Source organism: Bacillus sp. FJAT-25509, from assembly GCF_001420605.1.
Classification (GTDB): domain Bacteria; phylum Bacillota; class Bacilli; order Bacillales; family Bacillaceae_G; genus Gottfriedia.
The window spans coordinates 48196-71939 of the sequence record NZ_LJIZ01000021.1 but is presented as its reverse complement, the minus strand read 5'-3'; the positions used below and the strand labels follow the sequence as shown (position 1 = coordinate 71939).

Here is a 23744-nt window from a genome sequence, read left to right as displayed (position 1 = left end):
TAATCTGTTCAAAACATAAAAAAGGACTAACTTAAGTTATTAACTTTTCGTTAGTCCTTTTATTTTGACTATTTCGTTTTACCTTTTAAATCATCGATCGAATTAATCTTCATATATTTTGGTACGACTAAGCCTAATTTTGTCCCTTTTAAATTCGGTCCAAGATCAACCAATTGTTTTTTGTACTCATTCATGTAATCTTTATGAGTTGTCGGAAGCCAAGCTGCGACCATTGCATCTGCACTTCCATCTGAGATACCAGCAAACATTGGTCCTGCCTCAACTTGTTTTAATGTAACGTCATAGCCTTGATTTTCAAGTACTTTTCCAATCACATTTGTACTGGCTACTTCAGATTCCCATGAAACATAAACGAGACTAATTTTTTCACCATTTCCTTTTGAAGCATCTTTCGTCCAATTATTTACTTGATCTTGATGCTTTTTGATCCATTTCGCCGCTGCATTCTCAGGTTTCGCACCTTCTTGAATATCACTCATAACTTCTTCCATATCAGAAGGTTTCCATGAAAAGTTATCTAAAATCTTATATGCACCTGGCATGTCTTCTTTTAATCCTTTTCTAACTACTGTATGAATTTCTTCATCCTTACCGAATGACCCTTTTGGATCTTCTAAATACTTTAATTTATATTTTGAAAACATCCAGTGTGGCGTCCATCCTGTAACGATTATAGGTTCTTTATTTTCATACGCTTTTTTCAATTCAGCAGTCATCGCTGCAGAAGAGCCTTCTTTTAATGTCCAATCCTTTAAACCATAATCCTTCATCGCTTTTTCAGTTGCTTTCATTAACCCAGCTCCTGGATCAATTCCGGTAATCTCAAAATTAACCTCGGCACCTATTTTATTTGAAGATTTTTTTTGATCTTTACCACCTGAAGCGGCAACTGTAATGGCGGAAATACAAAAGATTAATGCAATTAACCCATAAACATATTTTTTCGCAATTTTTTTCCCATAAGCAGGTTGACGAAGATTTTGAGAAATTCGGTCAAGAATAATTGCAACAATAACAATTGATATTCCTGCCTCGAACCCTTCACCTACTTTAATCTGTGTTACTGCACGATAAACCTCTGCACCTAATCCTGGAGCACCTACTAGTGATGAAATAACTACCATCGATAATGCAAGCATAATACTTTGATTAATACCCGCTAAAATCGTAGGTGCTGCTAAAGGTAACTGCACTTTAAAGAGTCTTTGCCACGTTGTTGATCCAAAAGCATTTGATGCCTCTATTAAATCATTTGGAACCTCACGTATACCTAAATTCGTTAAGCGTATTGTAGGTGGGATTGCAAATATGACTGAAGCTAAAATACCAGGAACTACCCCAATTCCAAAAAAGAGAATGGCTGGAATTAAATAGACAAATGCTGGCATTGTTTGCATAAAGTCGAGTATTGGAGTAAGCACTTGTTTCACTCGATCGTTTTGCGACGTCCAAATCCCTAAAGGAATTCCAATTACAACAGTAATAACGATCGCTGATAAAATCAATGCTAACGAATCAACTGTAGCATCCCAAAGTCCAAGATTATCTATTAATAACAATCCGAGTAATGTAAACAGACCAACTGTCCACCTACTTGTATAAAAAGCCAGTAATGAAATTATTAATATTAGAATAATGGATGGGCCAAGTCCTAAAACCTTAACAAGGCCATTTAAAAGGGTTTCTGTGATGTTGGTTATTACGTTAAATAGAGGATGAAAAATTTTAATAATCACTTCGACAATTTTATCAATCCATTCAGCTAACGGAATTTTTGGAATACCCATATATTAACCTCCTTTTATATTCAAATCGTCTGTTTTACCTGCTAAAGCACCGATAACAGCTCCACGTATAATAACGCCTTTTAATCGATTATTTTCATCTACTACAGCTAATGGAAGAGCAGAAGTTGCCAGTGCCCCGATTACATCCGTTAATAATGTATCTTCATTAACAGACACAATGTCCTTTTGCATAACTTCCTCTACCGATTTATTTTTAATAAGAGCATTTGAAGCGTCATCAGCATTAATGGCTCCAAGTAGCTTTTGTCTACGATCGACAACAAAAATACTTGAATAACCTTGATCTCTCATTATTTGTAAAGCTACACGCGGTCCACGGTCAGGCGTAATTCTTTCAGCACGCTTCTGCACATGAGCCGCCGTTAATACTTTTGAAAGGTCTACATCTTCTACAAATCGTTCAACATATTCATTGGCTGGATTTACCATGATCTCTTCAGGAGAACCAATCTGCATTATGTTACCATCTTTCATAAGAGCAATTCTGTCTCCAATACGCAAAGCCTCATCGAGGTCATGCGTAATAAAGATAATCGTCTTTTTCATCGTCTCTTGCAGTTCTAATAATTCGTCCTGCATATCTTTACGAATTAATGGATCGAGCGCGCTAAATGCTTCATCCATTAATAAAATATCCGTGTCACTTGTTAGTGCCCTTGCAAGCCCAACACGTTGTTGCATACCACCACTTAATTGTGATGGGAATTGATGCTCATATCCTTTTAAGCCAACTATTTCTAATGACTTCAGAGCTTTTTCTGTTCTTTCTTCCTGTGAAATATTTTGTATTTCCAAACCATATTCAGTATTTTCAAGAATTGTCTTGTGTGGGAACAAAGCAAAATTTTGGAAAACCATACTGATTTTTTTACGACGGACATCTCTTAACTGCTGAGGATTCATTTTTACGATGTCTTCATCGTCGATCAAGATTTGTCCGATTGTTGGTTCAATTAACCGATTGAGCATTCTAATCAAGGTTGATTTACCACTACCTGACAGTCCCATCACAACAAAAATCTCACCTGGAAATATTTCAAAGCTTGCATTATTCACTCCAATTGTTGAATTTGTTTGCTCTAAAATTTGCTTCTTTGAGTAGCCTTTTTCTAGTAACTTTATGGCGTTCTTTGGAGATTTACCGAAAACCTTTGTTACGTTTTTCACTTTAACTTTTGCTTTCATTAACTCACCTCAAAACTTTCTATTTATTTTACTTTTCCATATTTTTAAATAAGGATTCTCCCTAGATATAAAAAAATCAGCCAAGTACTATAAAAGTCTTGGCTCCTTATTAAACTCCATTTACAAAATAGGAGTCTATCTGTTATTTATTTGCTTTAAAAATTCTCTAAAAATCCATTTTTTTAATTCTATTTCCGAGTATCCTTATTGAAAAGCATGCATTTATGATAACAATAAGATATGACAAAACTATTTCAAACTAGTTATAGGAAGAATACAATTTGTTTCAGTTCGATAACGCTAAATACGCAAAAAGTGGAAAAATCTGGTTGGGGTGGTAGGTAGATAAAGCAAAAAAACCTTAATAAATAAGGGTTTTTTCGGAGATATGAATATTACTTACTCAAGTGAAATTCATGAGGATGTAATAAAGCAAGATTGTGAAATTTAGTTACTCTTATGAGTTTTATGAGGTACTATAACTGCAGAATTTTTGTATTTTAGTTCCTCTTAAGGGCTTCTTGAGGTACTATAACGGCCATATCTTGTTATTTAGTTACTCATAGGGGCTTCATGACGTACTATAACCATAATTTCTTGGTTTTTAGTTACTCATAAGGGCTTCTTGAGGTACTATAACGGCTATATCTTGCTATTTAGTTACTCATAGGGGCTTCATGTGGTACTATAACCACAAATTCTCGGTTTTTAGCTACTCATAAGGGCTCCATGAGGTACTATAATCACAAATTCTTGGTTTTTAGTTACTCATAAGGGGTTACCTAAAAATGCAAGATGTAGGCAATTCAATTTAAATCTACAAAAAAATCCCTCAATAAATGAGGGATTTTTTTTTCTTAGTTATATGTTAAACGCTCTACTGTTTCGCGATCTAATCGTTTGATTACTTCTACGAGTAATTTAACTGTATTTTCATAGTCATCACGATGAAGGATACCAGAATGTGAATGAATATATCTCGTTGGAATTGTGACTGCTAATGCTGGAACACCTTTCATCGTAATATGCATTGAACCAGCGTCAGTTCCTCCGCCAGGCATTGATTCATATTGATATGGAATACCAATTTCATCTGCTACACTTACTACAAATTCACGTAAATCTTTATGAGATACCATTGATGCATCATATAAAACGATTTGAGGGCCTTTGCCTAATTTGCCTTGTGCTTCTCTTTCAGATACACCTGGCATGTCACCTGCAACACCGACATCTAATGCAAAACCGATATCTGGTTCAATTTTATATGTAGATGTTTTCGCACCACGAAGTCCTACTTCTTCTTGTACTGTTCCAACTCCAAATACAATATTTGGATGTGCTTGACCTTGTAATTGTTCTAAAACGTCAATTGCAATAGCACAACCGATACGATTATCCCATGCTTTTGCTAATAATAGTTTTTCGTTTTTCATCGTCTGGAATTCAAAATATGGAACAACTTGGTCTCCAGGACGAACACCATATTCTAATGCCTCTTCTTTACTTGAAGCACCGATATCAATAAACATATCCTTAATGTCTACTACTTTTCTTCTTGCTTCAGCACTCATAATATGAGGTGGCTTCGAACCAATAATACCTGTAATATTACCTTCTTTTGTTGAAATGGTAACACGCTGAGCAAGCATTACTTGCGACCACCAGCCACCAATTGTTTGAAAACGTAAAAATCCTTTGTCATCGATTTGTGTAACCATAAATCCAACTTCATCAAGATGTCCAGCAACTTCAATTCTTGGACCATTTGGGTCACCGGTTTTAACTGCTATTAAGCTTCCTAAATTATCAGTTACAACCTCATCAGCAAGTGGTGTAATATATTTTCTCATTACTTCACGTGGTTCATGTTCAAATCCTGCTACGCCGTTTGCATCCGTTAGTTCTTTTAACATTTGTAACTTTGCATCTAAAGTAGACAAACTCATCCATCCTTTTTTTTATGATTATGTACATTTAACATTATACAATTTGGGATTCTTTTTGACAAAATTTTTAGATATTTCTTCAACCCTCCTATTAAAACATATAAATTTAATATTAATTTTCTCCAAATTATTTGTGGGGTATAATAATGAAGCTTACAAATTACTACTAGATTTTTAAATTAACCATTTGGAGATTAATATGATAACAACTTCCGCTTTATATAAAGAAGCATTTTCATTTATATCACAATGCTATAAGGAACTCGATAAATCCGATCAAATAGAAAAACGATTAAAAAATATCGAAGCCGAGATTCGAGATACTGGAATTTACACTCATACTTATGAGGAATTAGAGCACGGTGCAAAAATGGCGTGGCGCAATAGTAACCGCTGTATCGGTAGACTATTTTGGGATAAGCTTCATGTTTTAGATGCTCGCCATATTAACGATGGTAAAAGTATAGAGCACGAAATATTGCATCATATAAAATATGCTACAAATTCAGGTAAGATTCTGCCTACAATTACAATTTTTAAACCGAATCTAGGAACAAATAACTCTCTTAAAATCCATAATCACCAGCTTATACGATATGCTGGCTATGAAACAGAAAATGGAATAATTGGAGATCCAAAATCAATCATGTTTACAAAGGAATGTGAGAAGCTTGGTTGGAAAGGAAATGGTACTAACTTCGATATTTTGCCCATAGTTTATTCCTTAGACAATCATGAACCAAACTATTTTACAATTCCAAATGAAATCGTACTCGAAGTACCAATCGAACATCCTGAATATGATTTTTCCCCTCTAAATACTAAATGGTATGCTGTTCCGATGATATCAGATATGACTCTAGAGATTGGTGGTATATCTTATAGTGCTGCCCCATTTAATGGATGGTATATGGGAACTGAAATCGGTGCTCGAAATTTTGCTGATGAAAGTCGTTTTAATCTGTTGCCTAAAGTAGCAAAAATTATCGGCCAAGATACAAAAAGAAACAGTACACTTTGGAAAGATCGTGCACTAGTTGAATTAAATATTGCCGTTTTATATTCATATAAAAAAAATGGCGTTAGTATTGTTGATCATCATTCTGCTGCACAGCAATTTCTCCAATTTGAAAAACAAGAAGAATCATGTTGCCGTGAGTTAACAGGTAATTGGAAGTGGTTAATTCCTCCTATGTCGCCTGCTACAACTCATGTATTTCATAAGCGATACGATGATACTACGCTTAAGCCAAATTTCTTTCCAAGATAATCATTGAATATAGTTAAAACCTTATTGAATTGACATATTTGTAGTTAATTCATTAAGGTTTTTTCTTTTATTTGATACAATATTAAGCATAAGCATAATTTTCTAAAAATTATACAAAGGAGTAATTCAATGATTTTATTTCAAAATGACAATATTACAGTATTTCAAAGTGCATTATTTCAAACAAACTCAACCGTTGTAACAACAAACGATTGTATCATTATCGTAGATCCAACTTGGTTACCTCACGAAATAAATGAGATAAAGGAATTTGTTGATTCAATTAAAAATGAACGACCTATTTATTTATACTTTACACATGGAGATTTTGATCACATCATAGGTTATTATGCATTTCCTAACGCTAAGACGATTGGTAGCGAAAATTTACATAACCATCCTGAAAAGGATAATAAACTATCAAAAATCCGTCAATTTTACAATGATAATTACATTAATCATGCCCAGCCAATACAATTCCCAAAAATTGATTTAATTATTAGTGAAGATGGTCAGGAAATTAAAATAGGACAAACAACATTAAGATTTTATCATTCTCCTGGACATACTAAAGATGGTTTATTCCTCTATATTGAAAATTTAGGAATATGGATTACAGGGGATTATTTATCTGATTTTGAACTTCCGATTGTATTTGATAGTGTAAAAAGTTACTACACTACTTTAGATAAGGCAGAAGAACTGATTAGTAAATTTGAATTCTCATTGTTAGTTCCAGGCCACGGTCAAGTTTCATCAAAAAAAGAAGAGATTGCTACTCGAATTGAGCTAGGTAGAAGTTACTTAAAAAGACTTCAAAAAGCTGTACAAAATAATAATGAGGCAGAAATAAATTTATTAGAAAAAGAGTTTTCATTTCCATCTGGATTCACGAAATATTGTCATGAATCCAACGTTAATAACATGAAAAAAGAATTTAGTTTCGTTAAAAAAATCAATTCAAATAAAGAAAACTTGCCGATTGGCAAGCCTTAAGGCGAAGACAGAGGTTTAGTTGCAATTATACTTTATTCCTAAAATTGGATAATACGTCGAATTAACTTCCTCGTTGCCAATTTATACATTAAGTGAAAAAAAATCCTTAACAAATGTTAAGGATTTTTTAAACGAATTATTTTAAGTTAGCTTTTGCAGCGTTTGCTAATTCAGCAAATGCTTTTTCGTCAGCAACAGCTAGGTCAGCTAACATTTTACGGTTAACTTCGATACCTGCTAATTTTAATCCGTGCATTAAACGGCTGTAAGAAAGTCCGTTCATACGAGCAGCCGCGTTGATACGAGTGATCCATAATTTACGGAAATCACGTTTCTTTTGACGACGGTCACGGTAAGCATACATTAATGATTTCATAACTTGTTGGTTTGCAACTTTGAATAATGTATGTTTAGAACCGTAATAACCTTTTGCTAATTTAATAACCTTTTTACGACGAGCGCGTGTAACTGTACCGCCTTTAACTCTTGGCATATTGTTTCCCTCCTAGATATCTATCTAATACGTTTATCGTTCTTATTTCATGTTTGTAAGCATAAAGCGGATACGTTTGAAATCGCCTTTGCTTACTAATGAAGCTTTACGTAATTTACGTTTTGCTTTTGTAGATTTGTTAGCGAATAAGTGGCTTGTGTATGCACGACCACGTTTTAATTTACCAGATCCAGTCTTTTTAAAACGTTTTGCTGAACCACGGTGAGTTTTCATTTTAGGCATATCGTGTTTCCTCCTCAAATAAATTACTTTTCGTTTTTAGGTGCTAAGACTAAGAACATACTACGACCGTCCATTTTTGGATGTGACTCAACAGTTGCAACTTCTGCACAAGCAGTTGAGAAACGATCAAGTACTCGTTGTCCAATTTCCTTATGCGTAATAGCGCGTCCTTTGAAACGAATAGACGCTTTAACTTTATCGCCTTTTTCTAAGAACTTAATTGCATTACGAAGTTTTGTGTTAAAGTCATGTTCATCAATTGTTGGACTTAAACGAACTTCTTTCATGCTAATAATTTTTTGGTTTTTACGGCTCTCTTTGTCTTTCTTTTGTTGCTCGAATCGGAATTTTCCGTAGTCCATAATACGACATACAGGTGGTTTTGCCGTTGGTGCTACCATCACTAGATCAAGATTAACATTCGAAGCTAACTCAAGAGCCTCTTGTTTTGTCTTGATTCCAAGTTGATCTCCGTTAGGACCAATTAATCGAACTTCACGAGCACGAATTCCATCGTTTACCATCATGTCTTTGCTAATAGTAAAACACCTCCAAGGTATTGTAAGAATGATCTTAATTTGTATCGTTGAAGCAATCATAACCCAACAAAAAAGTGTGGGTATATAAATACACCCACACTGACAGTATCAAAGTAATTAATGATTCTGTTACCTGATAACAGCTTTTTGCGTCATCCAGGTGAGAAGCGGGTGCCTCTTCTTCAACAAATAAGTATTCTTTTCTTTCGTTACTATAACATAGCGACATGATGTTGTCAATATTCGTATGCTTTGTTCGCAACGAAATTTATTATATCAAAGAAACTTATTTATGACAATGCTTTTTTAAATTATAAATTTTCATTTCAATTTTTCCTGTGAAAACTCTTGTAATGTATGTATTAGGACTCGTTCTTGAAAGATATTTTGAAGTGTAATAATCAATGAAATATCGACTGATGAAGTGTATAAATGAATTCTTTTAGGTGCAATTGCCGTTAAGGGCAAAATTAATTCGTTATCTATATATTCCCTATTTTCCACTTGTTTACCATATTCTTTTAATACATCTTTAGTAAGTGGTAAAAACAGATGATCATAAACGCTAAACTTCCCGTCAAACACTATATGCACATGAGGAATAAGTGCATCCGTTTTAAGTACCTGCTGTCTTAGACTCTCAATAAGATTCTGGTATTCGTTTTCTAACTTGTACTCATCTATTGCAATTTCACAAACATAGGCTAACTGCTTATAATATTCCTTCAAACGAAATGTAATAAATGAATCGAAGCTAAAATTTACTCCATCTTTTATATACTCAGAAAGTGCATATGATACTAAATTCTTACTTCTACGAATTTTTTTCTGATTTGGTATGCTTCTTCTAGTACCTCTTAATAATGATTGTGCAATAGGTATGATTTGACTTTGCTCGTCTTCCTCATAGAAAAAAGATGTATGTAAAATGGATTGAATCCATTTATCTTCTTTTTGAAGTAAAATAAATTGTACTAGTGTCGGAACTAAAATACTTTTTATTAAATCTTCAGTGTTTTGAGGAAATGTGATTAAAATTGTATTGATTTTGTGTCTTCTTAAAATGTATGGTCTCGATTGCTTTCTTAAGCGTTTTTGTAATCGTTCGTAGACATAAGCTGCGTCAATGGGTTCATTGAAAAAAATTTCAATCACCCTGTTCCCCCCTTTCTAGCACCACCTAGTCCTATATATATTAAAGAAATAATTAAAAAATGACGCAAAATCACTTAGTAATTTGTGATTTTACGCCATTTTTTGATTTTTTTATGAATGTCTTAAATTTGAACCTGAAATTTTAACTGGTTTGGCTAAAAATTTAACACGATCTACTATACGTGCTGCTTTAACCCTTTCTTCTTCTCCACGTTGAGAATATGTTAAGTGATGCTCTAATTGATTTAAATCAGCATTCGATGTAAAGAATGTTGGCAATTTTTCTAGCATACGGTATTGAAGAATTGTACCTAATATTTCATCTCTTGCCCAACTAGACATTTGCTCTGCACCAATATCATCTAACATAAGAACTTCCACTTTTTTTACAGCTTCAATTTTTTCCTCTAAAGTGCCATCACTAATAGAGCTTTTTAGTTCACGTAAAAATTCTGGTAAATAAACGAGCATTGAAGTTATTTCTTCCTCTGCTAGTTCATTTGCTATAGCCCCAAGAATAAATGTTTTTCCAACCCCAAATGGACCATGTAAATATAAACCTTGAGCCATTTTTCCTTTTTCATAGTTCATAATAAACTGTCTAGCAGCAGAAATAGCTTCAAAACGGCCAGGGTCTTCTAATGACAAGTTTGACATAGAAGCTTGAAGAACATCCTTTGGTAAGTACATGCATTTTATCAATGACTCATGTTTTTTGCGTTTATCATTTTTCACACCATTTGGACAACGATCATATTGAACATCGATGCGTTTTCCTTGAATAATCAAATGGGGATGATATCCATGCACCATATTTTTACACTCACTAAAAGATGGGCAATCTTCGCAATTTACACTTTGTCCAATATACTCATATAGCTTCACTAGGCTACTATCAATCATTTGATCCGTAATTTCATTTTTATGCTCGGCTAAAAATGAAATGATTTTTGGGTGACTACGGACTTCTTGTCGCATTTTTTCAAAGGTGTCCTGGAATTGTTTATTTTTCATTAATGCACTAAATGCGTTTTGAATAGGTTCCATTAGCGTCCTCCCATTTAACGTTTCTTTTTATTTTTAAACATTTCTAGTTCTTTTTCTAATCGTTTTCGTTCTTCATCTATCGAAGAATCATTTTGGTTATTGATTGTTGCCGGTGCACTCTGAGAATCATTCGACTCATTTGATTGAAGCCAGTCAGGTACAATCTCAGTTCGAATTGTTTTATTTCGTCTATTACTTGAGCGAGTTTTAGCAGCAGTTGCACTCTGTTTAGTTTCTTCAAACTCTTTACGTGCAAGATCCATAGCCTGTTTAACTGTTGTTACACCTTTTCTCGCCCAATGACTTGCTATCTTAATTACGTAATTTCTAGAAAGCTTTTTATCTAAACGGATCATTACATAGTCAATTAACACATTTGCTACTCCAGGTAGAAGCTTTTGATCAATCATAATCTCTTCGATAATTTTCAAATCAGCTTCACTTGGTTCAGCTCCACCAGATATCTCCTTAAGGTACTGACGCGGAGAAATTGTTTCGAAGCAATGAATTAATTTTTCTTCTTGAGTTGATGGCTGCTCATTAACCATTTGTCTATGCTGAATAGGTTGAACCTTTTCAACAATCGTAGGCAGAGCTTCATGATGTTGGAATTGATACCAATCTCTAGCTTCAAGTCGTAGAGTCTCAATATTGATTTTATTATCTTCATTTAACGAGCGCATAACAATCGTTTTCATTTGAATCGGATTTATGCCATATAAAAATGCAAGTTTTAGAATTGTTTCTTTTACCTCTGTAGTAAATGCTCTTTTTGGAACAAACGAATCCGAAAGCCCATCTAAAAATAAAGCATAATCAAATTCTTCCATTTTGACAGATATTTTAATTGGCTGATTGTCTTGTAAAATCCTACTATCATTTGACGTAGAAAGATCGTTACTTTGCTGAATTTCATTTAATTGCTCAACTGTAATAGCTTGGAATACCGAATCAAATGAACGTGAAATCTCACGAAACCCTTCTTTCGCAAATGATTGTCTACTAAAAAAGGTTTTAGTTCGTTGATATTGTGTTTTTCCAATTGTTTTAAACAGAAAGATATTTAGGATAGGGTCTTCGAAAAAAGAATGAGGATCTAGCGGAGATTGAAGCTCATATAGAAGCTTTTTTGTACCATTTTCAAATCCTTCATAAACTTTAAGTAAGCCGATTCCTTCAAGGATTAATCTTTGTTCATAAATTGATTTTAAATTACTTTTCATTCCAAGCATTAAAGAATGATGTGTTAACGTATTAGGATTAAGGTCCGTTTGCTCACATTCACCCCAAAGTGTCATATATAAACTTAAAGCTTGACTACCAATTATTGGTTGATACAACATCGTTAATACTTGCCTATGAAAATTATGTAAATACCCAGCTGCCATTACAGTATAAGGATCCGCCGGTAGAACATCCATCCAATGTTGCTTATCAATAGACATTCAAACATCCCTTTCTTGTATCAAAAGAGCGAAGTATTATTCGTCTTTACCTCGCTCTTTGTTAATTAAATCTTTTAATTCATCAATGAATACATTAATATCTTTAAATTGACGATAAACTGACGCAAATCGTACGTATGCAACTTCATCAACTTTAGATAAATGTTCCATGACCATTTCACCTAGAACTTCACTCGGAACTTCTGATGTGCCACTATTTTTTAGTTCTTTTTCAATACTATGAATAATGTCTTCTAGCTGAGATAAAGAGACAGGGCGTTTTTCACACGCTTTAATCAGTCCCCTTAACATCTTATCTTTACTAAATTCTTCACGAGCTCCCTCTTTTTTTACAACTAAAATAGGATTATCTTCAACTCGTTCAAAAGTTGTAAAACGATGCTGACATTCTTCACATTCACGTCTTCTTCTAATTGAACGACCTTCATCAACTGGTCTACTATCAAGTACTCTTGTCCCATTAAAGTTACACGTTGGACATCTCATCGTTATAGTTCAACTCCAAACACTTAATTGTTTAAACGTATTATTATAACTCTATACTATAACAAATTCAAAATAAACTAAAGTTTATTTCATAAAAGTCATAAAGCCTATTTTTCGTCATGATCAACAAAATTTCATTATTTTATGTTAATGGAAATATTTTTCACTATGTAAAGCTAGTTCATTCTCTAGAAGGCTATTAAAAGCAAGATTGTTTAGATAATCTGAATCCGCTACAGAATATATTTTTCGGGTATGGTAATTAAGCAAAAACAAAAAAGAGAGATGAAAAATCACCTCTCTCAATTCTCTTTAGTTACCATTTACAACTTTTACATTATCAACTTGAATGGGACCCATTCCTCTTGGTAACTCAACGTTTTCGCGAGTATCAGCTTCTAAAGCTTCAGCGATAAAGTTTGCAGCTACATTCGGATCAATTCTATCACCGCAAGTGTAAACATCAATACTTGCATAACCATGCTCAGGAAAACTGTGAATAGTTAAGTGTGATTCTGAAATGATTACGACACCACTAACGCCATGAGGAGCGAACTTGTGAAAAGCAACTTCACGAACTTCTGCACCAGAGCGTAACGCAGCATCAACAAAAGTTTCCTCAATAAATTTCATATCATTTAATTTTTCTGAATTGCAACCCCATAATTCTGAAATGACGTGACGACCCATAGTATCCATATTCATTTCCCCCTTAAAATAATTTGTCATGACTTCTATTGCGAAAGTATGATCAACTACCACGGGGGAAAGTTAGTCCAAAGAGGTCCTAACCCTTTAAGTAATTAGTTATACTTTTAGAAGTTCACGAAAGTTAGTATACTTTTTTTAAATTTGAATTGCAAGATAAATTTTATTTTTTTGTTATTTACTAAATTAATTGTGAAGAAAATGCGTCAGGCAGATTTGAAAACACAGGAATGACAAGAAAAGCGAGTTACACAAAAGCTATGCCTTTTAAGGGGATATTTAACTTTTTCTGGTCTTAAATTTTTTTCTAATCTTAGTTCAACAGTCTTCTTTCATAGATATTAAGTCATGCTTCCCCCTTTTATGTAGTCATAAATTCACATTACTTCTTAATATGTCATACAACTTCAAAAAGACTAACTAGATTAACTAGTTAGCCTTTTGTATTCGTTTACAATTTTTTATAAGTACAATATTTAATGATTAAACAGTTTCAAGCTTTTTTATTTTAGATGCAACGATTGACACTAAGTCAACAACGCGTCTTGAGTAGCCCCACTCATTGTCATACCAAGCTAATACTTTAACTTTTGTACCGTCGATTACCATTGTAGAAAGAGAATCGATAATTGCAGAGTGTGTATTAGTATTAAAATCGATTGATACTAATGGCTCGTTACAATATTCGACAATTCCGTGCATTGAACCTTTAGAAGCTGTTTCAAACACTTCATTAATTTCTTCAACAGTTACTTCTCTCTTTAAGTCTACAACTAAGTCAACAAGTGATACGTTTGGAGTAGGAACACGTAAAGCCATACCATGTAACTTACCATTTAAATGTGGAAGTACTTTAGATAATGCTTTTGCTGCACCTGTAGTTGTTGGAATAATTGATTGACTGCAAGCACGTGCACGACGTAAATCTTTATGTGGATTATCAATATTTTTTTGATCATTTGTAAATGAGTGAACAGTTGTCATTAATCCATTAACAATTCCAAATTGCTCATCTAATACTTTTACAACTGGCGCTAAACAGTTAGTTGTACAAGATGCGTTTGAAATAATGTGATGATTTTCTAGGTCTAATTTATCATCATTAACTCCAATTACTACTGTGATATCTTCATTTTTACCAGGTGCTGTTAAAATTACTTTTTGAGCTCCAGCAGTAATATGCATTTTTGCTTTTTCAGCATCATTAAATTTTCCAGTTGCTTCAATTACTATATCAACATTTAGCTCGTTCCATGGAAGTAACTCAGGATTTCTTTCACTAATTAATTCCACACGCTTACCATCAACGATTAAATGATCTGCATTTGCAATTACTTCACCATCAAACTTGCCGTGAACTGTATCATATTTAATTAAGTGCGCTAAAGTTTCAGAAGGATAACTTGCATTAATTGCAACGATATTATAATCTCCATTTTTAATTGCTTGACGGAAAACCATGCGTCCAATTCGACCAAATCCATTTATTGCTACATTTACCATAAGAAAGCCCCCAATTAAGTTATACTGTTTATTATCTCCCTGCAATTAGTATAACACATAACTCGGATTTTGGTTAAACTATTTACATTATTTTAGCAAATAATTTTATTTAATAGGTCTTTAACCTGTCTTTTTGTATCCTCAATGTCACCATTGTTATCTATTACATAGTCAGCTCGTGCTGCTTTTTCTTTAACTGGTATTTGAGATGCTATGCGTAAAAGTGCATCCTCTTTCGATAAACCATTACGATTCATCAAACGTTTTAGTTGATTTTCTTCTGACACTGTCACTACAATCACTTTTTCAACCAATTCAATTGAGTTACCCTCATATAAAAGAGGAATATCTAAAATAACAAGTGATTCACCTTGTTTTATGTATCGATCAGCCTGTTCTTTCATTTCTCGTCTGACTTCCGGATGTACTATTTCATTAAGTTGTAAGCGCTTTTCTTTATTATTAAAAATAATACTTCCGAGAAATGATCGATTAATTTCACCAGATTCTAAAAGAATCTCACTTCCGAAAGCTTCAATGATTTTTTTATAAGCAGGTTGTCCAATTTCAACCACTTCTTTTGCAATTATGTCTGCATCAACAATAGGAACATTTAATTCCTTTAAAAAATTGGAAACCGTACTTTTTCCACTTGCAATGCTACCAGTTAGTCCAAAAATTTTACCCATCTTTTATTCTCCTTACACTAAATAAAGAGGACCAAATGGAATAAATCCATTCGGATACACTCTTTCATGATTTTTATTACATCTTCATTAACCCAATTAATATTAAAAAAACACCTGGTAAAAAAGTTAACTTTTGAAGCCACAATGTTTTCGATAACACATTTCCTAATTTCATTCCAAATAATAAGAATAAAGCACTTGCAGTAGATGTTACGATTGCTGTCAATAGTGGAGAAAATCCAAGTAATGATGCACCTATACCAGCCCCAAAGGCATCAAGTGAAAGTGCAAACCCAAGTAACATTGCTTCCAATCCATTAATACTACCTGAACGATCTATGTCTGCAGTTGTAGGCTTCTTTAAAATTTTTACGACAACACCTAAAATTTCAAATTCCCAGTCAATCCCTTTATCTTCTATCTCATTCTTTTCTTCTATATTTGATGCTTTATTCGATCGGTAAAATTGAAATAGTACCCATAATCCTATACAAACAAGTACAAATCCTCCGATTCTTTTTGCTACTATTGGTGAAAAAAAGTCTGTAATTGCATGCCCAATCCCCATGGATGTCATTAATATAATCCCTGAACAAGATGCAATTGTAATGATTGATTTTAAAGGAATTTTTACTTTTCGAAGTCCATAAGTAAATCCAACACTGCAACTATCTAAGCTTAGTGCGCATGCTAGTAGTATTAATGATAGCATATTTACCATAAAAATAGGCCCCTCTCTTTCGTACTCTTGATATAGTATGAAAGAAAGGAACCTTATGTTAATTTTTTTTAGGCTGACAGACCGGGCAAAAAGAAGTACCTCTGCCACCAACTGTTATTTTTTCTATTGGTTGGCCACAATTATGACACTCTAAACCCTTTCTACCATATACTTTAATGATATCTTGAAAAGTCCCTATTTGACCTTGTGAATTTACATAAGAACGAATTGTGCTTCCACCTAATTCTACAGCCTCTTGTAAAGTTTCTGTAATGGTTTCGGCAAGTAACTTTATTTGTTTAGGCTTTAATGATGATGCAGGCGTTTCCGGATGAATCTTAGCTCTAAACAAAACCTCATCAACATAAATATTACCTAAACCGACTACTAATTCCTGATCTAATAAAACGACTTTAATTTTTCGGTTTGTATTTTTAAGCTTTTTTCTTAAATAATCAGCAGTAAACTCATCCGAAAATGGCTCTGGGCCTAATTTAGCAAGTGGAGGACCCTCTTTCTCCTCACCCTTATTAAATAAATGCATCGTGCCAAATTTACGAACATCTTGGTACCGAAGTTCTGTTCCATCTTCAAATAGGAAACGAACATGAGTATGAGGTGCTACAGGTTCTTCCGCTGGGAATACGCGAAATTTCCCTTCCATTCTCAAATGCGAAACAAGTGTAAAATCACTTAATTGAAATAGTAGAAACTTACCTCGACGATTTATATTTTCTACTGTTTGACCTTTTAATAAAATCTGAAACTCATCTACTTCATTAGGTTTCTTTATTATTTTTCCCCAAGAAACGATTACTGTTGAGATTGTTTTCCCAACTATTAAATCCAGTAAAGTTCGTCTGACCGTTTCAACTTCTGGTAATTCAGGCATACAAAGTCATCCTATCTATTTATTTTGCTTCAAACCAAGAATCTCCAAAATTATAATCAACCTTTAAAGGCACTACTAAATCGACTGCATGTTCCATTACTTCTGGTACGATTTTTTCTAAAATTGCTAATTCTTCTTTTGGAGCTTCTAATATTAATTCATCGTGTACTTGTAAAATTAATTTTGCCTGAAGCTTTTCCGCTTTTAGACGCTCATCTAGTAAAATCATAGCCTTTTTAATAATATCGGCAGCACTACCTTGGATTGGGGTATTCATCGCTGTTCTTTCAGCAAATCCACGAACATTAAAGTTAGAACTTGAAATTTCAGGAATATAACGACGTCTATTTAAGATTGTACTTACAAATCCATCTAGTTTAGCCTTTTGAACAATATCTGACATATAATCTTTTACTTTTGGAAAACTAGCAAAGTACTTTTCAATAAATATAGCCGCTTCTTTTCTTGTAATACCTAATCCTTGTGATAATCCATAATCACTAATTCCATATACAATCCCAAAGTTAACAGCTTTTGCTTGTCTTCTCATATTGCTTGTTACCTCATCAGCGCTAACATGGAAAACATCCATTGCAGTCTTTGTATGAACATCAAAGTCGTTTTTAAATGCATCCATTAAATTATCGTCTTGTGCTATATGAGCCAGTACCCTTAATTCAATTTGAGAATAGTCAGCAGCAAAGATTAGCCAGTCTTTTTTAGATGCAACAAAAGCTTTTCTAATTTTTCTACCTTCTTCTAAACGTATAGGAATGTTTTGCAGGTTAGGATCAATCGAACTTAAACGTCCAGTTTGTGCTAATACTTGATTAAATCGTGTATGAACTTTTGAATCTGATTCATTTATTACTTTTAATAAGCCTTCTACATAAGTAGAATTTAATTTTCCAACTTGGCGATAGTGTAGAATTAATCGAATGATTTCATGTTCTGCCTCTAATTTTTCAAGAACATCAGCAGAAGTAGAATAACCTGTTTTTGTTTTTTTACCAGATGGTAAATTTAACTTTTCAAACAGAATAACTCCTAATTGCTTCGGTGAATTAATATTGAATTTTTCACCAGCTAGTTCATAAATATTCTCTTCAAGGTCTTTTAACGTATTAGCTAGTTCTGAACCCATCGTACGAAGAGTCTCTTCTTTAACTGTTACTCCTTCAAATTCCATATCACCTAATATAAAAGTTAATGGTAATTCTAATTCTGTTAGCAGTTCAAATTGACTATTTTTTCGCAGGCGTTCTTCTAAAGTTTCTTTTAATTTACTAATAGCAATTGTTTTACGAACAATATATTCAGATAAAACTTCATCTGATGGCTTAGTTTGCTTTGCACCCTTACCATAAATCGATTCGGCAGTTTGAATTGAAAAATCTATTTTACCATTTACTATATCAGCAAATTCTTTATTAGACTGAGCTGGGTCAAATATATATGAAGCAAGTAACGGATCGAAATTAACACCATTTAAATTAATACCTCTCCACTTCAGTGCAACATAAGCACCTTTTGCATCATATACATTTTTATTAACACTCTCATCCTCAAGCCATTTTTTAAATAAATCCGACTCTAACCCTACAGCTGTCGAAATAAAGAAATGACCTTTTTCATTTGAAAGCCCAAATCCTTGAATTTCTTCTGTATGATAATTTTCTCCGATCATTTCAACGATTAAGCTTGAATGATTAGCTAAATGTTTCTCCTCAATTGAATCTAAGACTTCATAGTTAATCTCTTCTAGATCTTCAATCGATTCTTTGATGTCCAACTTAGCTAACAATGATGTAAATCCAAGAGATTTAAAAAAGTCCGCTACTTTATTCGTATCAGCTTCCGGAAGCGTAGTGTCATTTACAGTCAATTCAATTGGTGAGTTTTTATTAATTGTAGCTAATTGCTTACTCATTAAAGCTTGATCTTTATTTTCACTTAAATTTTGAAGAAGCTTTGCTCCACTTACTTCCTCTATATTTTCATAAAGACCTTCTACAGTTTGAAACTGTTTTAAAAGTTTAATGGCAGTCTTTTCCCCAATACCTGGAACACCAGGAATATTATCAGATTTATCCCCCATTAAACCTTTCATATCAATAATTTGATCAGGTGTAATCTCATACTTTTCATGAATCGCTGCAGGAGTATATTCTTCAACTTCAGTAATACCTTTTTTAGTCATACTTACTGTAATACGGTCATCAACTAGCTGTAATAAATCTCGATCACCTGAGATGACTTTTACTTCATATTCATCTTTAGAGGCTTGACCAGCAAGTGTACCAATAATGTCATCCGCTTCATAATTTTCTAATTCATAACGTGCAATTCCGTATGTATCTAATAGCTGGCGAACTAGTGGAAACTGTTCACTTAGCTCTGGTGGAGTCTTTTGTCTTCCACCTTTGTATTCTTTAAATGTACTATGTCTAAACGTTGTTTTCCCTGCATCAAATGCAACAAGCATATGTGTAGGTTTTTCATCGTCAAGAATTTTCATTAACATCATTGTAAATCCATAAATTGCATTCGTATGGACACCTTTATCATTACTCAAAAGTGGCAATGCAAAAAAAGCTCTATAGGCAATACTATTCCCATCAATTAAAACCAATTTCTTCTTCAAAATAGATCCCCTTCCTATTACAAATCTCACTATCTTTTTATGTATAATTTTTATTTCTTGCTTTTTCTTTTCATAAAATTAATCGTTCCAACATTTCCTTGCTCTTAACATTCTAACATGAACGATCTATAAAAGAAAAAGAGGCCGTCTTTGATTCAGGCATATTAAAAGTTTTTACTCACTCAATTTGAAAGTTGAATAATGATGACTTTTAAGAATGAATCGTAAGACTACCTCTGTAATTAGTTTAAGTCGATTTCTCGCTCAAAAATTAGTTCGACACATGAGCCTTCTATTGCTTGCTGATTGTTTACAACCTGATGAAGGCGCCAGCCACTTTTAGCATAGTTCCCAACTACATCATAATAATAACGATTTGATGATTTAGTGTTAACTTTTACAAATTCGTATTCGTACATCTTTATCCACCCTCCGATGTATGATTCAACACTCATAATTTCCCCAAAAATTATAAAAGTAATATGATCAAATAAAGAAAACTCGTCGACTGACAAGGCCTTTTAGGCAGAGGCGTAGTTGCACTTATACTTTAATCCTAAAATTGGCAATCAGATCGAGTACGACTCTTCTTTTGCCAATTGATCCTTGCTTAAAGTGCAATAAAAGTATCCACTAGTATAGACACCTTAAAGAAAAAATAAAACAGATTTAAATATAAAAAATCCCGGAAGTATAACTACTCCCGGTTTAAGATAACTCCTTGGATGAAGGGGTTTTCATCATAACTATAACAATTTTTTATTAATTATAAATAAATCCAATGTAAAATCAATGTAAATGTCACATCGAAATATTTTTATTTAATGTTACAATGAATGATGTCCCATGACCTAGTTTACTTTCAACTTCGATTTTGCCTTTATGAGCTTCGACAAGATGCTTTACAATCGCTAATCCTAGGCCTGTCCCTCCAGAGTTCCTACTTCTTGCTTTATCTACTCGGTAAAAACGTTCGAAAATACGAGATATTTCCTCTTTTCCAATTCCTACTCCTGTGTCATTTACCCTTAATACAATATGGTCATTTGTCTCAGAGGAAGTAATAAATACTTTGCCACCAGCTGGAGTATAGTGGATCGCGTTATCAACTAAATTAATAATTACTTGTTTTAATCTTAAAGCATCAGCGTATACAACTAACGGACTATTCAAGTATAATTTGAAGTCTATATTTTTCTCTTCTGCTTTTTGTTTAAGCATTTGCTGTACATCTTCAATAACTTGTTTTGCCGATACTTCTGCAAGATCTAATTTAAAATTCTGTTGCTCAATTTTTGAAAGATCTAACAAATCTTGAATAAGTGTCTGCATACGATCACTTTCCGTTAATATAATCGATAAGAAGTTTTTACATAACTCATCATTTTCCATTGCCCCATCTAGAAGAGTTTCAGTAAAACCTTTAATAGATGTAATTGGCGTCTTAAGCTCGTGAGATACATTTGCAAAAAAATCTTTTCGAACTTGCTCTAATTTCTTTAATTCACTTATGTCATGGAAAACAAGAACGATTCCTTTCCACTCGTGATTTATCCCAATGATTGGTGCACCATATATTTCAAAATGTTTTCTTTCAATTGATAATGGCAGAATGATTTGCTTTCTAACTTTTATTTCTTTTAGAAAAATTTCCTCCACAATTTCAATGACTTCTTTATGTTTAAATGCATCATAATAAAGCTCACCCAATATACTTCTCGAATCAACTTTGAACGTTTCTCGATATGTTTTATTAATTAGGTTAACATGACCTCTACTATTAATTAAAACAACCCCGCTACCAATATTATGAATCAGTGTGTTTAATCGATCTTGCTGCATTTCCTGTTGACTAGTCATTTCTTGTAGATTTTTTGCAAGTACATTCATTGCTTGACTTAACATCGTTGTCGATTCATTACTTTCGGCTAATGTTCTAGCTTTATAATTCCCTTTGGATAATTCAATTGCAACTTGGGTAATATCTTCAATTGGTTTTGAAAATTGATGCGAGTATCGTATTAGTAAAACTATGATGGCAAATAAAACAAAACCTAATAATGAAAATAATAACATCGAAATACTTCGATAAACTTCTTTGATTGACTTAGTTGAATAATCAACAATTAAAAATTGCTTATTGCCATGTTTATCTGTTATTTTCTTGCCGTAATATTTAGCTGCAGAATCTTTTTCTGTAAATTTAGCTGCATTCTCTACTTTATCAAGTCGTTCTAGATAAGCTTTTAAATTCTTTGATGATATATTCAATTCCACATTCTCATTGCTAGATTTAGCGATAAGATTATAATGATCATCAAATAATATAATATCGATATTTAAGTCCTTTGATATCTTTTTTAACGTTTGATTAGATATATTCTTTGTTAATGGTGTATTCGACTCCATGATTGAAGCAATTAAGTTAGTCTCTTTTTCAATTCTTTGATCATAGTTTGTCAGATAAAAGGATTTAAAAATTTGCCCTAGTACGATTCCTAATATAACAAGAATAACGATTATTATTGCAGAAAATCCATAGAGCAATTTTCGATTTAGATTACTCATTTAATCTTGGTTCCTCTAATTTATATCCTAATCCACGAATTGTTTTTATATAAACTGGTTTTTTTGAATCTAGTTCTATTTTTTCTCTTAAATGGCTAATATGAACATCGACAATTCGAGTGTCTCCGGCAAAATCATAATTCCAAACGGCACTTAATAATTGATCTCGAGTTAATACTCTACCTTTATTTTTTGTTAAATATAATAATAACTCAAATTCCTTAGGTGTTAACTCAAGTTTTTCACCTTGGAAATATGCTTCATAGTACTCAGGTAAGATTTTTAAATCAGCTATGATTAAAGTGTCAGCGTCGTCGTTTGATTGTACTGGAGTCTCAGTTATTTTAGATCTTCTTAAAATTGCTTTAACTCTTGCTACGACTTCTCTTGGGCTAAATGGTTTTGTCATGTAATCATCGGCACCAAGTTCAAGTCCTAACACTTTATCAAATTCATCATCTTTTGCTGTAACCATTAGAATAGGCGTAGTATTTCTTTGAAGTCTTAATTCTTTACATACTTCCATACCATCTTTTTTAGGTAGCATTAAATCTAAAACAATTAATTCTGGCTTTTCTTCTACAGCTTTTTGTAAACCTTCTTCCCCATCAGTAGCTGTAACAACTTGAAAGCCAGCTTGTTCTAAGTTAAATTTGATTAAAGTTAAGATATGCTCTTCATCGTCTACTACTAGAATTTTATTGTTCATTTCTTATTCCTCCAGGTTATTGTTAAACCCTCATCCATTTATATCCTATTTTATTTATCTATATCTATTTTTAATCATACTAAAAATTCTATCAGACGTAAAACGTAAAAAGCAGGGTTGGAAAAGTTCATACAAAAGTAAAACAACAAAAAAAGAATGTCAGTTGACATTCTTTAAGTTAAAAATTTTCATATAGTAAAGCATTCGATTGGTTTACAGTTGGTGGAATAACTGTCAGTTTTCCATTTGCAATTTCATTTTGCGTTTTATTTAAAACGCTTACATTAATACATACTTCATTTAAATCTAAATTAATTTCAACTACCTCAAAATGAATTGAAATTGTTTCATTATGATAGATATGTTGGTCGAATTGAAGTTCTTTTTTTATAATATGACTTCCTGGGCCAGGTAAATGTTTTGTAACTGCTGCAGAGACTAATCCGCTTATAATAAAACTTGGAACAATTGGTTTATTATATTTTGTTTGCGAAGCATAGTTGTATTGAGTATATAATGGATTTGTATCGCCTGTTAAAGCCAGGTATAAGTAAATATGTTTTTCATCAATATGTTCTGTTACAATTAACTTTTCACCAATTGAAATGTCTTCAAGTTTTCGTCCGATTTTTGCTTTTTTAGTTAACATATT

Annotated in this window: 22 protein-coding genes and 1 other annotated feature; of the genes, 2 read left to right on the top strand and 20 right to left on the bottom strand. The window is 32.9% G+C overall.

Translation table 11 applies throughout. From position 1 onward, the window contains the following. Positions 1–68 precede the first annotated feature (68 nt). The 3 genes from AN960_RS13450 to AN960_RS13440 form a co-directional block, all read right to left on the bottom strand. Positions 69–1808, bottom strand: coding sequence for a glycine betaine ABC transporter substrate-binding protein (locus tag AN960_RS13450; protein ID WP_056472293.1), 1740 nt, complete (start codon positions 1806–1808; stop codon positions 69–71). A 3-nt stretch (positions 1809–1811) separates the two neighbouring features. Beyond that, positions 1812–3014 carry a glycine betaine/L-proline ABC transporter ATP-binding protein ProV gene (gene proV / locus AN960_RS13445; RefSeq protein ID WP_056472290.1) on the bottom strand — a complete coding sequence of 401 codons (1203 nt, stop codon included), beginning with the start codon at positions 3012–3014 and terminating at the stop codon, positions 1812–1814. Between the two features lie 857 nt (positions 3015–3871). Beyond that, a complete protein-coding gene (locus tag AN960_RS13440; RefSeq protein ID WP_056472286.1) occupies positions 3872–4957 on the bottom strand; it encodes a M42 family metallopeptidase in 1086 nt (361 codons plus the stop codon). Positions 4958–5162: 205 nt separating this feature from the next. Between AN960_RS13440 and AN960_RS13435 the strand changes: the two genes are divergently transcribed. Both AN960_RS13435 and AN960_RS13430 read left to right on the top strand, forming a co-directional pair. Then, complete coding sequence (locus AN960_RS13435; protein ID WP_056472284.1) at positions 5163–6233, top strand: nitric oxide synthase oxygenase; 1071 nt, start codon at positions 5163–5165, stop codon at positions 6231–6233. 129 nt (positions 6234–6362) lie between these two features. Next, complete coding sequence (locus AN960_RS13430; protein WP_056472280.1) at positions 6363–7229, top strand: MBL fold metallo-hydrolase; 867 nt, start codon at positions 6363–6365, stop codon at positions 7227–7229. Positions 7230–7365: 136 nt separating this feature from the next. Here AN960_RS13430 and rplT read toward each other — a convergent pair whose 3' ends face one another. The 17 genes from rplT to AN960_RS13350 form a co-directional block, all read right to left on the bottom strand. Then, positions 7366–7722: a 50S ribosomal protein L20 gene (gene rplT, locus AN960_RS13425; protein WP_025568430.1), complete on the bottom strand. Its 357-nt coding sequence runs from the start codon at positions 7720–7722 to the stop codon at positions 7366–7368. Positions 7723–7764: 42 nt separating this feature from the next. After that, positions 7765–7965 (bottom strand): 50S ribosomal protein L35, encoded by a 201-nt coding sequence (gene rpmI, locus AN960_RS13420; RefSeq protein WP_025568429.1) that lies wholly within the window; start codon positions 7963–7965, stop codon positions 7765–7767. 23 nt (positions 7966–7988) lie between these two features. Continuing rightward, on the bottom strand, positions 7989–8492 hold the full coding sequence (gene infC / locus AN960_RS13415) for a translation initiation factor IF-3 (protein WP_069034593.1): 504 nt from the start codon (positions 8490–8492) through the stop codon (positions 7989–7991). Positions 8493–8566: 74 nt separating this feature from the next. Continuing rightward, positions 8567–8693 (bottom strand) — a sequence feature (ribosomal protein L20 leader region). A gap of 132 nt (positions 8694–8825) precedes the next feature. Beyond that, positions 8826–9659: a sporulation protein YtxC gene (gene ytxC / locus AN960_RS13410; RefSeq protein WP_056472278.1), complete on the bottom strand. Its 834-nt coding sequence runs from the start codon at positions 9657–9659 to the stop codon at positions 8826–8828. A gap of 111 nt (positions 9660–9770) precedes the next feature. Then, positions 9771–10706 carry a primosomal protein DnaI gene (gene dnaI, locus AN960_RS13405; RefSeq protein WP_056472276.1) on the bottom strand — a complete coding sequence of 312 codons (936 nt, stop codon included), beginning with the start codon at positions 10704–10706 and terminating at the stop codon, positions 9771–9773. Positions 10707–10720: 14 nt separating this feature from the next. After that, positions 10721–12151: a replication initiation and membrane attachment family protein gene (locus tag AN960_RS13400; protein WP_056472274.1), complete on the bottom strand. Its 1431-nt coding sequence runs from the start codon at positions 12149–12151 to the stop codon at positions 10721–10723. Between the two features lie 36 nt (positions 12152–12187). After that, positions 12188–12658, bottom strand: a complete 471-nt coding sequence (nrdR, locus tag AN960_RS13395) for a transcriptional regulator NrdR (RefSeq protein WP_025568424.1) — start codon at positions 12656–12658, stop codon at positions 12188–12190. Between the two features lie 312 nt (positions 12659–12970). After that, complete coding sequence (gene speD, locus AN960_RS13390) at positions 12971–13357, bottom strand: adenosylmethionine decarboxylase (protein WP_056472268.1); 387 nt, start codon at positions 13355–13357, stop codon at positions 12971–12973. A 492-nt stretch (positions 13358–13849) separates the two neighbouring features. Continuing rightward, on the bottom strand, positions 13850–14869 hold the full coding sequence (locus AN960_RS13385) for a glyceraldehyde-3-phosphate dehydrogenase (RefSeq protein ID WP_056472267.1): 1020 nt from the start codon (positions 14867–14869) through the stop codon (positions 13850–13852). A gap of 92 nt (positions 14870–14961) precedes the next feature. Further along, a complete protein-coding gene (gene coaE, locus AN960_RS13380) occupies positions 14962–15558 on the bottom strand; it encodes a dephospho-CoA kinase (RefSeq protein ID WP_056472264.1) in 597 nt (198 codons plus the stop codon). A 76-nt stretch (positions 15559–15634) separates the two neighbouring features. Further along, positions 15635–16279 carry a sporulation membrane protein YtaF gene (ytaF, locus tag AN960_RS13375; protein WP_056472262.1) on the bottom strand — a complete coding sequence of 215 codons (645 nt, stop codon included), beginning with the start codon at positions 16277–16279 and terminating at the stop codon, positions 15635–15637. 58 nt (positions 16280–16337) lie between these two features. Further along, positions 16338–17171, bottom strand: coding sequence for a DNA-formamidopyrimidine glycosylase (gene mutM, locus AN960_RS13370; RefSeq protein ID WP_056472261.1), 834 nt, complete (start codon positions 17169–17171; stop codon positions 16338–16340). A 19-nt stretch (positions 17172–17190) separates the two neighbouring features. Continuing rightward, complete coding sequence (polA, locus tag AN960_RS13365; RefSeq protein WP_082459522.1) at positions 17191–19818, bottom strand: DNA polymerase I; 2628 nt, start codon at positions 19816–19818, stop codon at positions 17191–17193. A 239-nt stretch (positions 19819–20057) separates the two neighbouring features. After that, positions 20058–20234, bottom strand: a complete 177-nt coding sequence (locus AN960_RS24050; protein ID WP_172795419.1) for a DUF4177 domain-containing protein — start codon at positions 20232–20234, stop codon at positions 20058–20060. 382 nt (positions 20235–20616) lie between these two features. After that, the gene (gene pnpS / locus AN960_RS13360; RefSeq protein ID WP_056472256.1) at positions 20617–22383 is read right to left on the bottom strand and encodes a two-component system histidine kinase PnpS; all 1767 of its coding nucleotides are present in this window, start codon (positions 22381–22383) and stop codon (positions 20617–20619) included. Continuing rightward, positions 22376–23092, bottom strand: a complete 717-nt coding sequence (locus AN960_RS13355) for a response regulator transcription factor (protein ID WP_056472254.1) — start codon at positions 23090–23092, stop codon at positions 22376–22378. Before AN960_RS13355 ends, pnpS begins: the two co-directional genes overlap by 8 nt. 178 nt (positions 23093–23270) lie before the next feature. Continuing rightward, complete coding sequence (locus AN960_RS13350) at positions 23271–23741, bottom strand: MaoC/PaaZ C-terminal domain-containing protein (protein WP_056472252.1); 471 nt, start codon at positions 23739–23741, stop codon at positions 23271–23273. Positions 23742–23744: the final 3 nt, after the last annotated feature.

What these genes read in the sequence shown, in the direction of transcription:
- AN960_RS24050 (WP_172795419.1), bottom strand. Translation starts at nt 20,234, where the DNA reads ATGTACGAATACGAATTTGTAAAAGTTAACACTAAATCATCAAATCGT.
- rplT (WP_025568430.1), bottom strand. Translation starts at nt 7,722, where the DNA reads ATGCCAAGAGTTAAAGGCGGTACAGTTACACGCGCTCGTCGTAAAAAG.
- ytaF (WP_056472262.1), bottom strand. Translation starts at nt 16,279, where the DNA reads ATGGTAAATATGCTATCATTAATACTACTAGCATGCGCACTAAGCTTA.
- infC (WP_069034593.1), bottom strand. Translation starts at nt 8,492, where the DNA reads ATGATGGTAAACGATGGAATTCGTGCTCGTGAAGTTCGATTAATTGGT.
- nrdR (WP_025568424.1), bottom strand. Translation starts at nt 12,658, where the DNA reads ATGAGATGTCCAACGTGTAACTTTAATGGGACAAGAGTACTTGATAGT.
- AN960_RS13430 (WP_056472280.1), top strand. Translation starts at nt 6,363, where the DNA reads ATGATTTTATTTCAAAATGACAATATTACAGTATTTCAAAGTGCATTA.
- AN960_RS13355 (WP_056472254.1), bottom strand. Translation starts at nt 23,092, where the DNA reads ATGAACAATAAAATTCTAGTAGTAGACGATGAAGAGCATATCTTAACT.
- speD (WP_056472268.1), bottom strand. Translation starts at nt 13,357, where the DNA reads ATGGATACTATGGGTCGTCACGTCATTTCAGAATTATGGGGTTGCAAT.
- mutM (WP_056472261.1), bottom strand. Translation starts at nt 17,171, where the DNA reads ATGCCTGAATTACCAGAAGTTGAAACGGTCAGACGAACTTTACTGGAT.
- AN960_RS13400 (WP_056472274.1), bottom strand. Translation starts at nt 12,151, where the DNA reads ATGTCTATTGATAAGCAACATTGGATGGATGTTCTACCGGCGGATCCT.
- AN960_RS13350 (WP_056472252.1), bottom strand. Translation starts at nt 23,741, where the DNA reads ATGTTAACTAAAAAAGCAAAAATCGGACGAAAACTTGAAGACATTTCA.
- AN960_RS13385 (WP_056472267.1), bottom strand. Translation starts at nt 14,869, where the DNA reads ATGGTAAATGTAGCAATAAATGGATTTGGTCGAATTGGACGCATGGTT.
- coaE (WP_056472264.1), bottom strand. Translation starts at nt 15,558, where the DNA reads ATGGGTAAAATTTTTGGACTAACTGGTAGCATTGCAAGTGGAAAAAGT.
- AN960_RS13435 (WP_056472284.1), top strand. Translation starts at nt 5,163, where the DNA reads ATGATAACAACTTCCGCTTTATATAAAGAAGCATTTTCATTTATATCA.
- dnaI (WP_056472276.1), bottom strand. Translation starts at nt 10,706, where the DNA reads ATGGAACCTATTCAAAACGCATTTAGTGCATTAATGAAAAATAAACAA.
- AN960_RS13450 (WP_056472293.1), bottom strand. Translation starts at nt 1,808, where the DNA reads ATGGGTATTCCAAAAATTCCGTTAGCTGAATGGATTGATAAAATTGTC.
- rpmI (WP_025568429.1), bottom strand. Translation starts at nt 7,965, where the DNA reads ATGCCTAAAATGAAAACTCACCGTGGTTCAGCAAAACGTTTTAAAAAG.
- proV (WP_056472290.1), bottom strand. Translation starts at nt 3,014, where the DNA reads ATGAAAGCAAAAGTTAAAGTGAAAAACGTAACAAAGGTTTTCGGTAAA.
- pnpS (WP_056472256.1), bottom strand. Translation starts at nt 22,383, where the DNA reads ATGAGTAATCTAAATCGAAAATTGCTCTATGGATTTTCTGCAATAATA.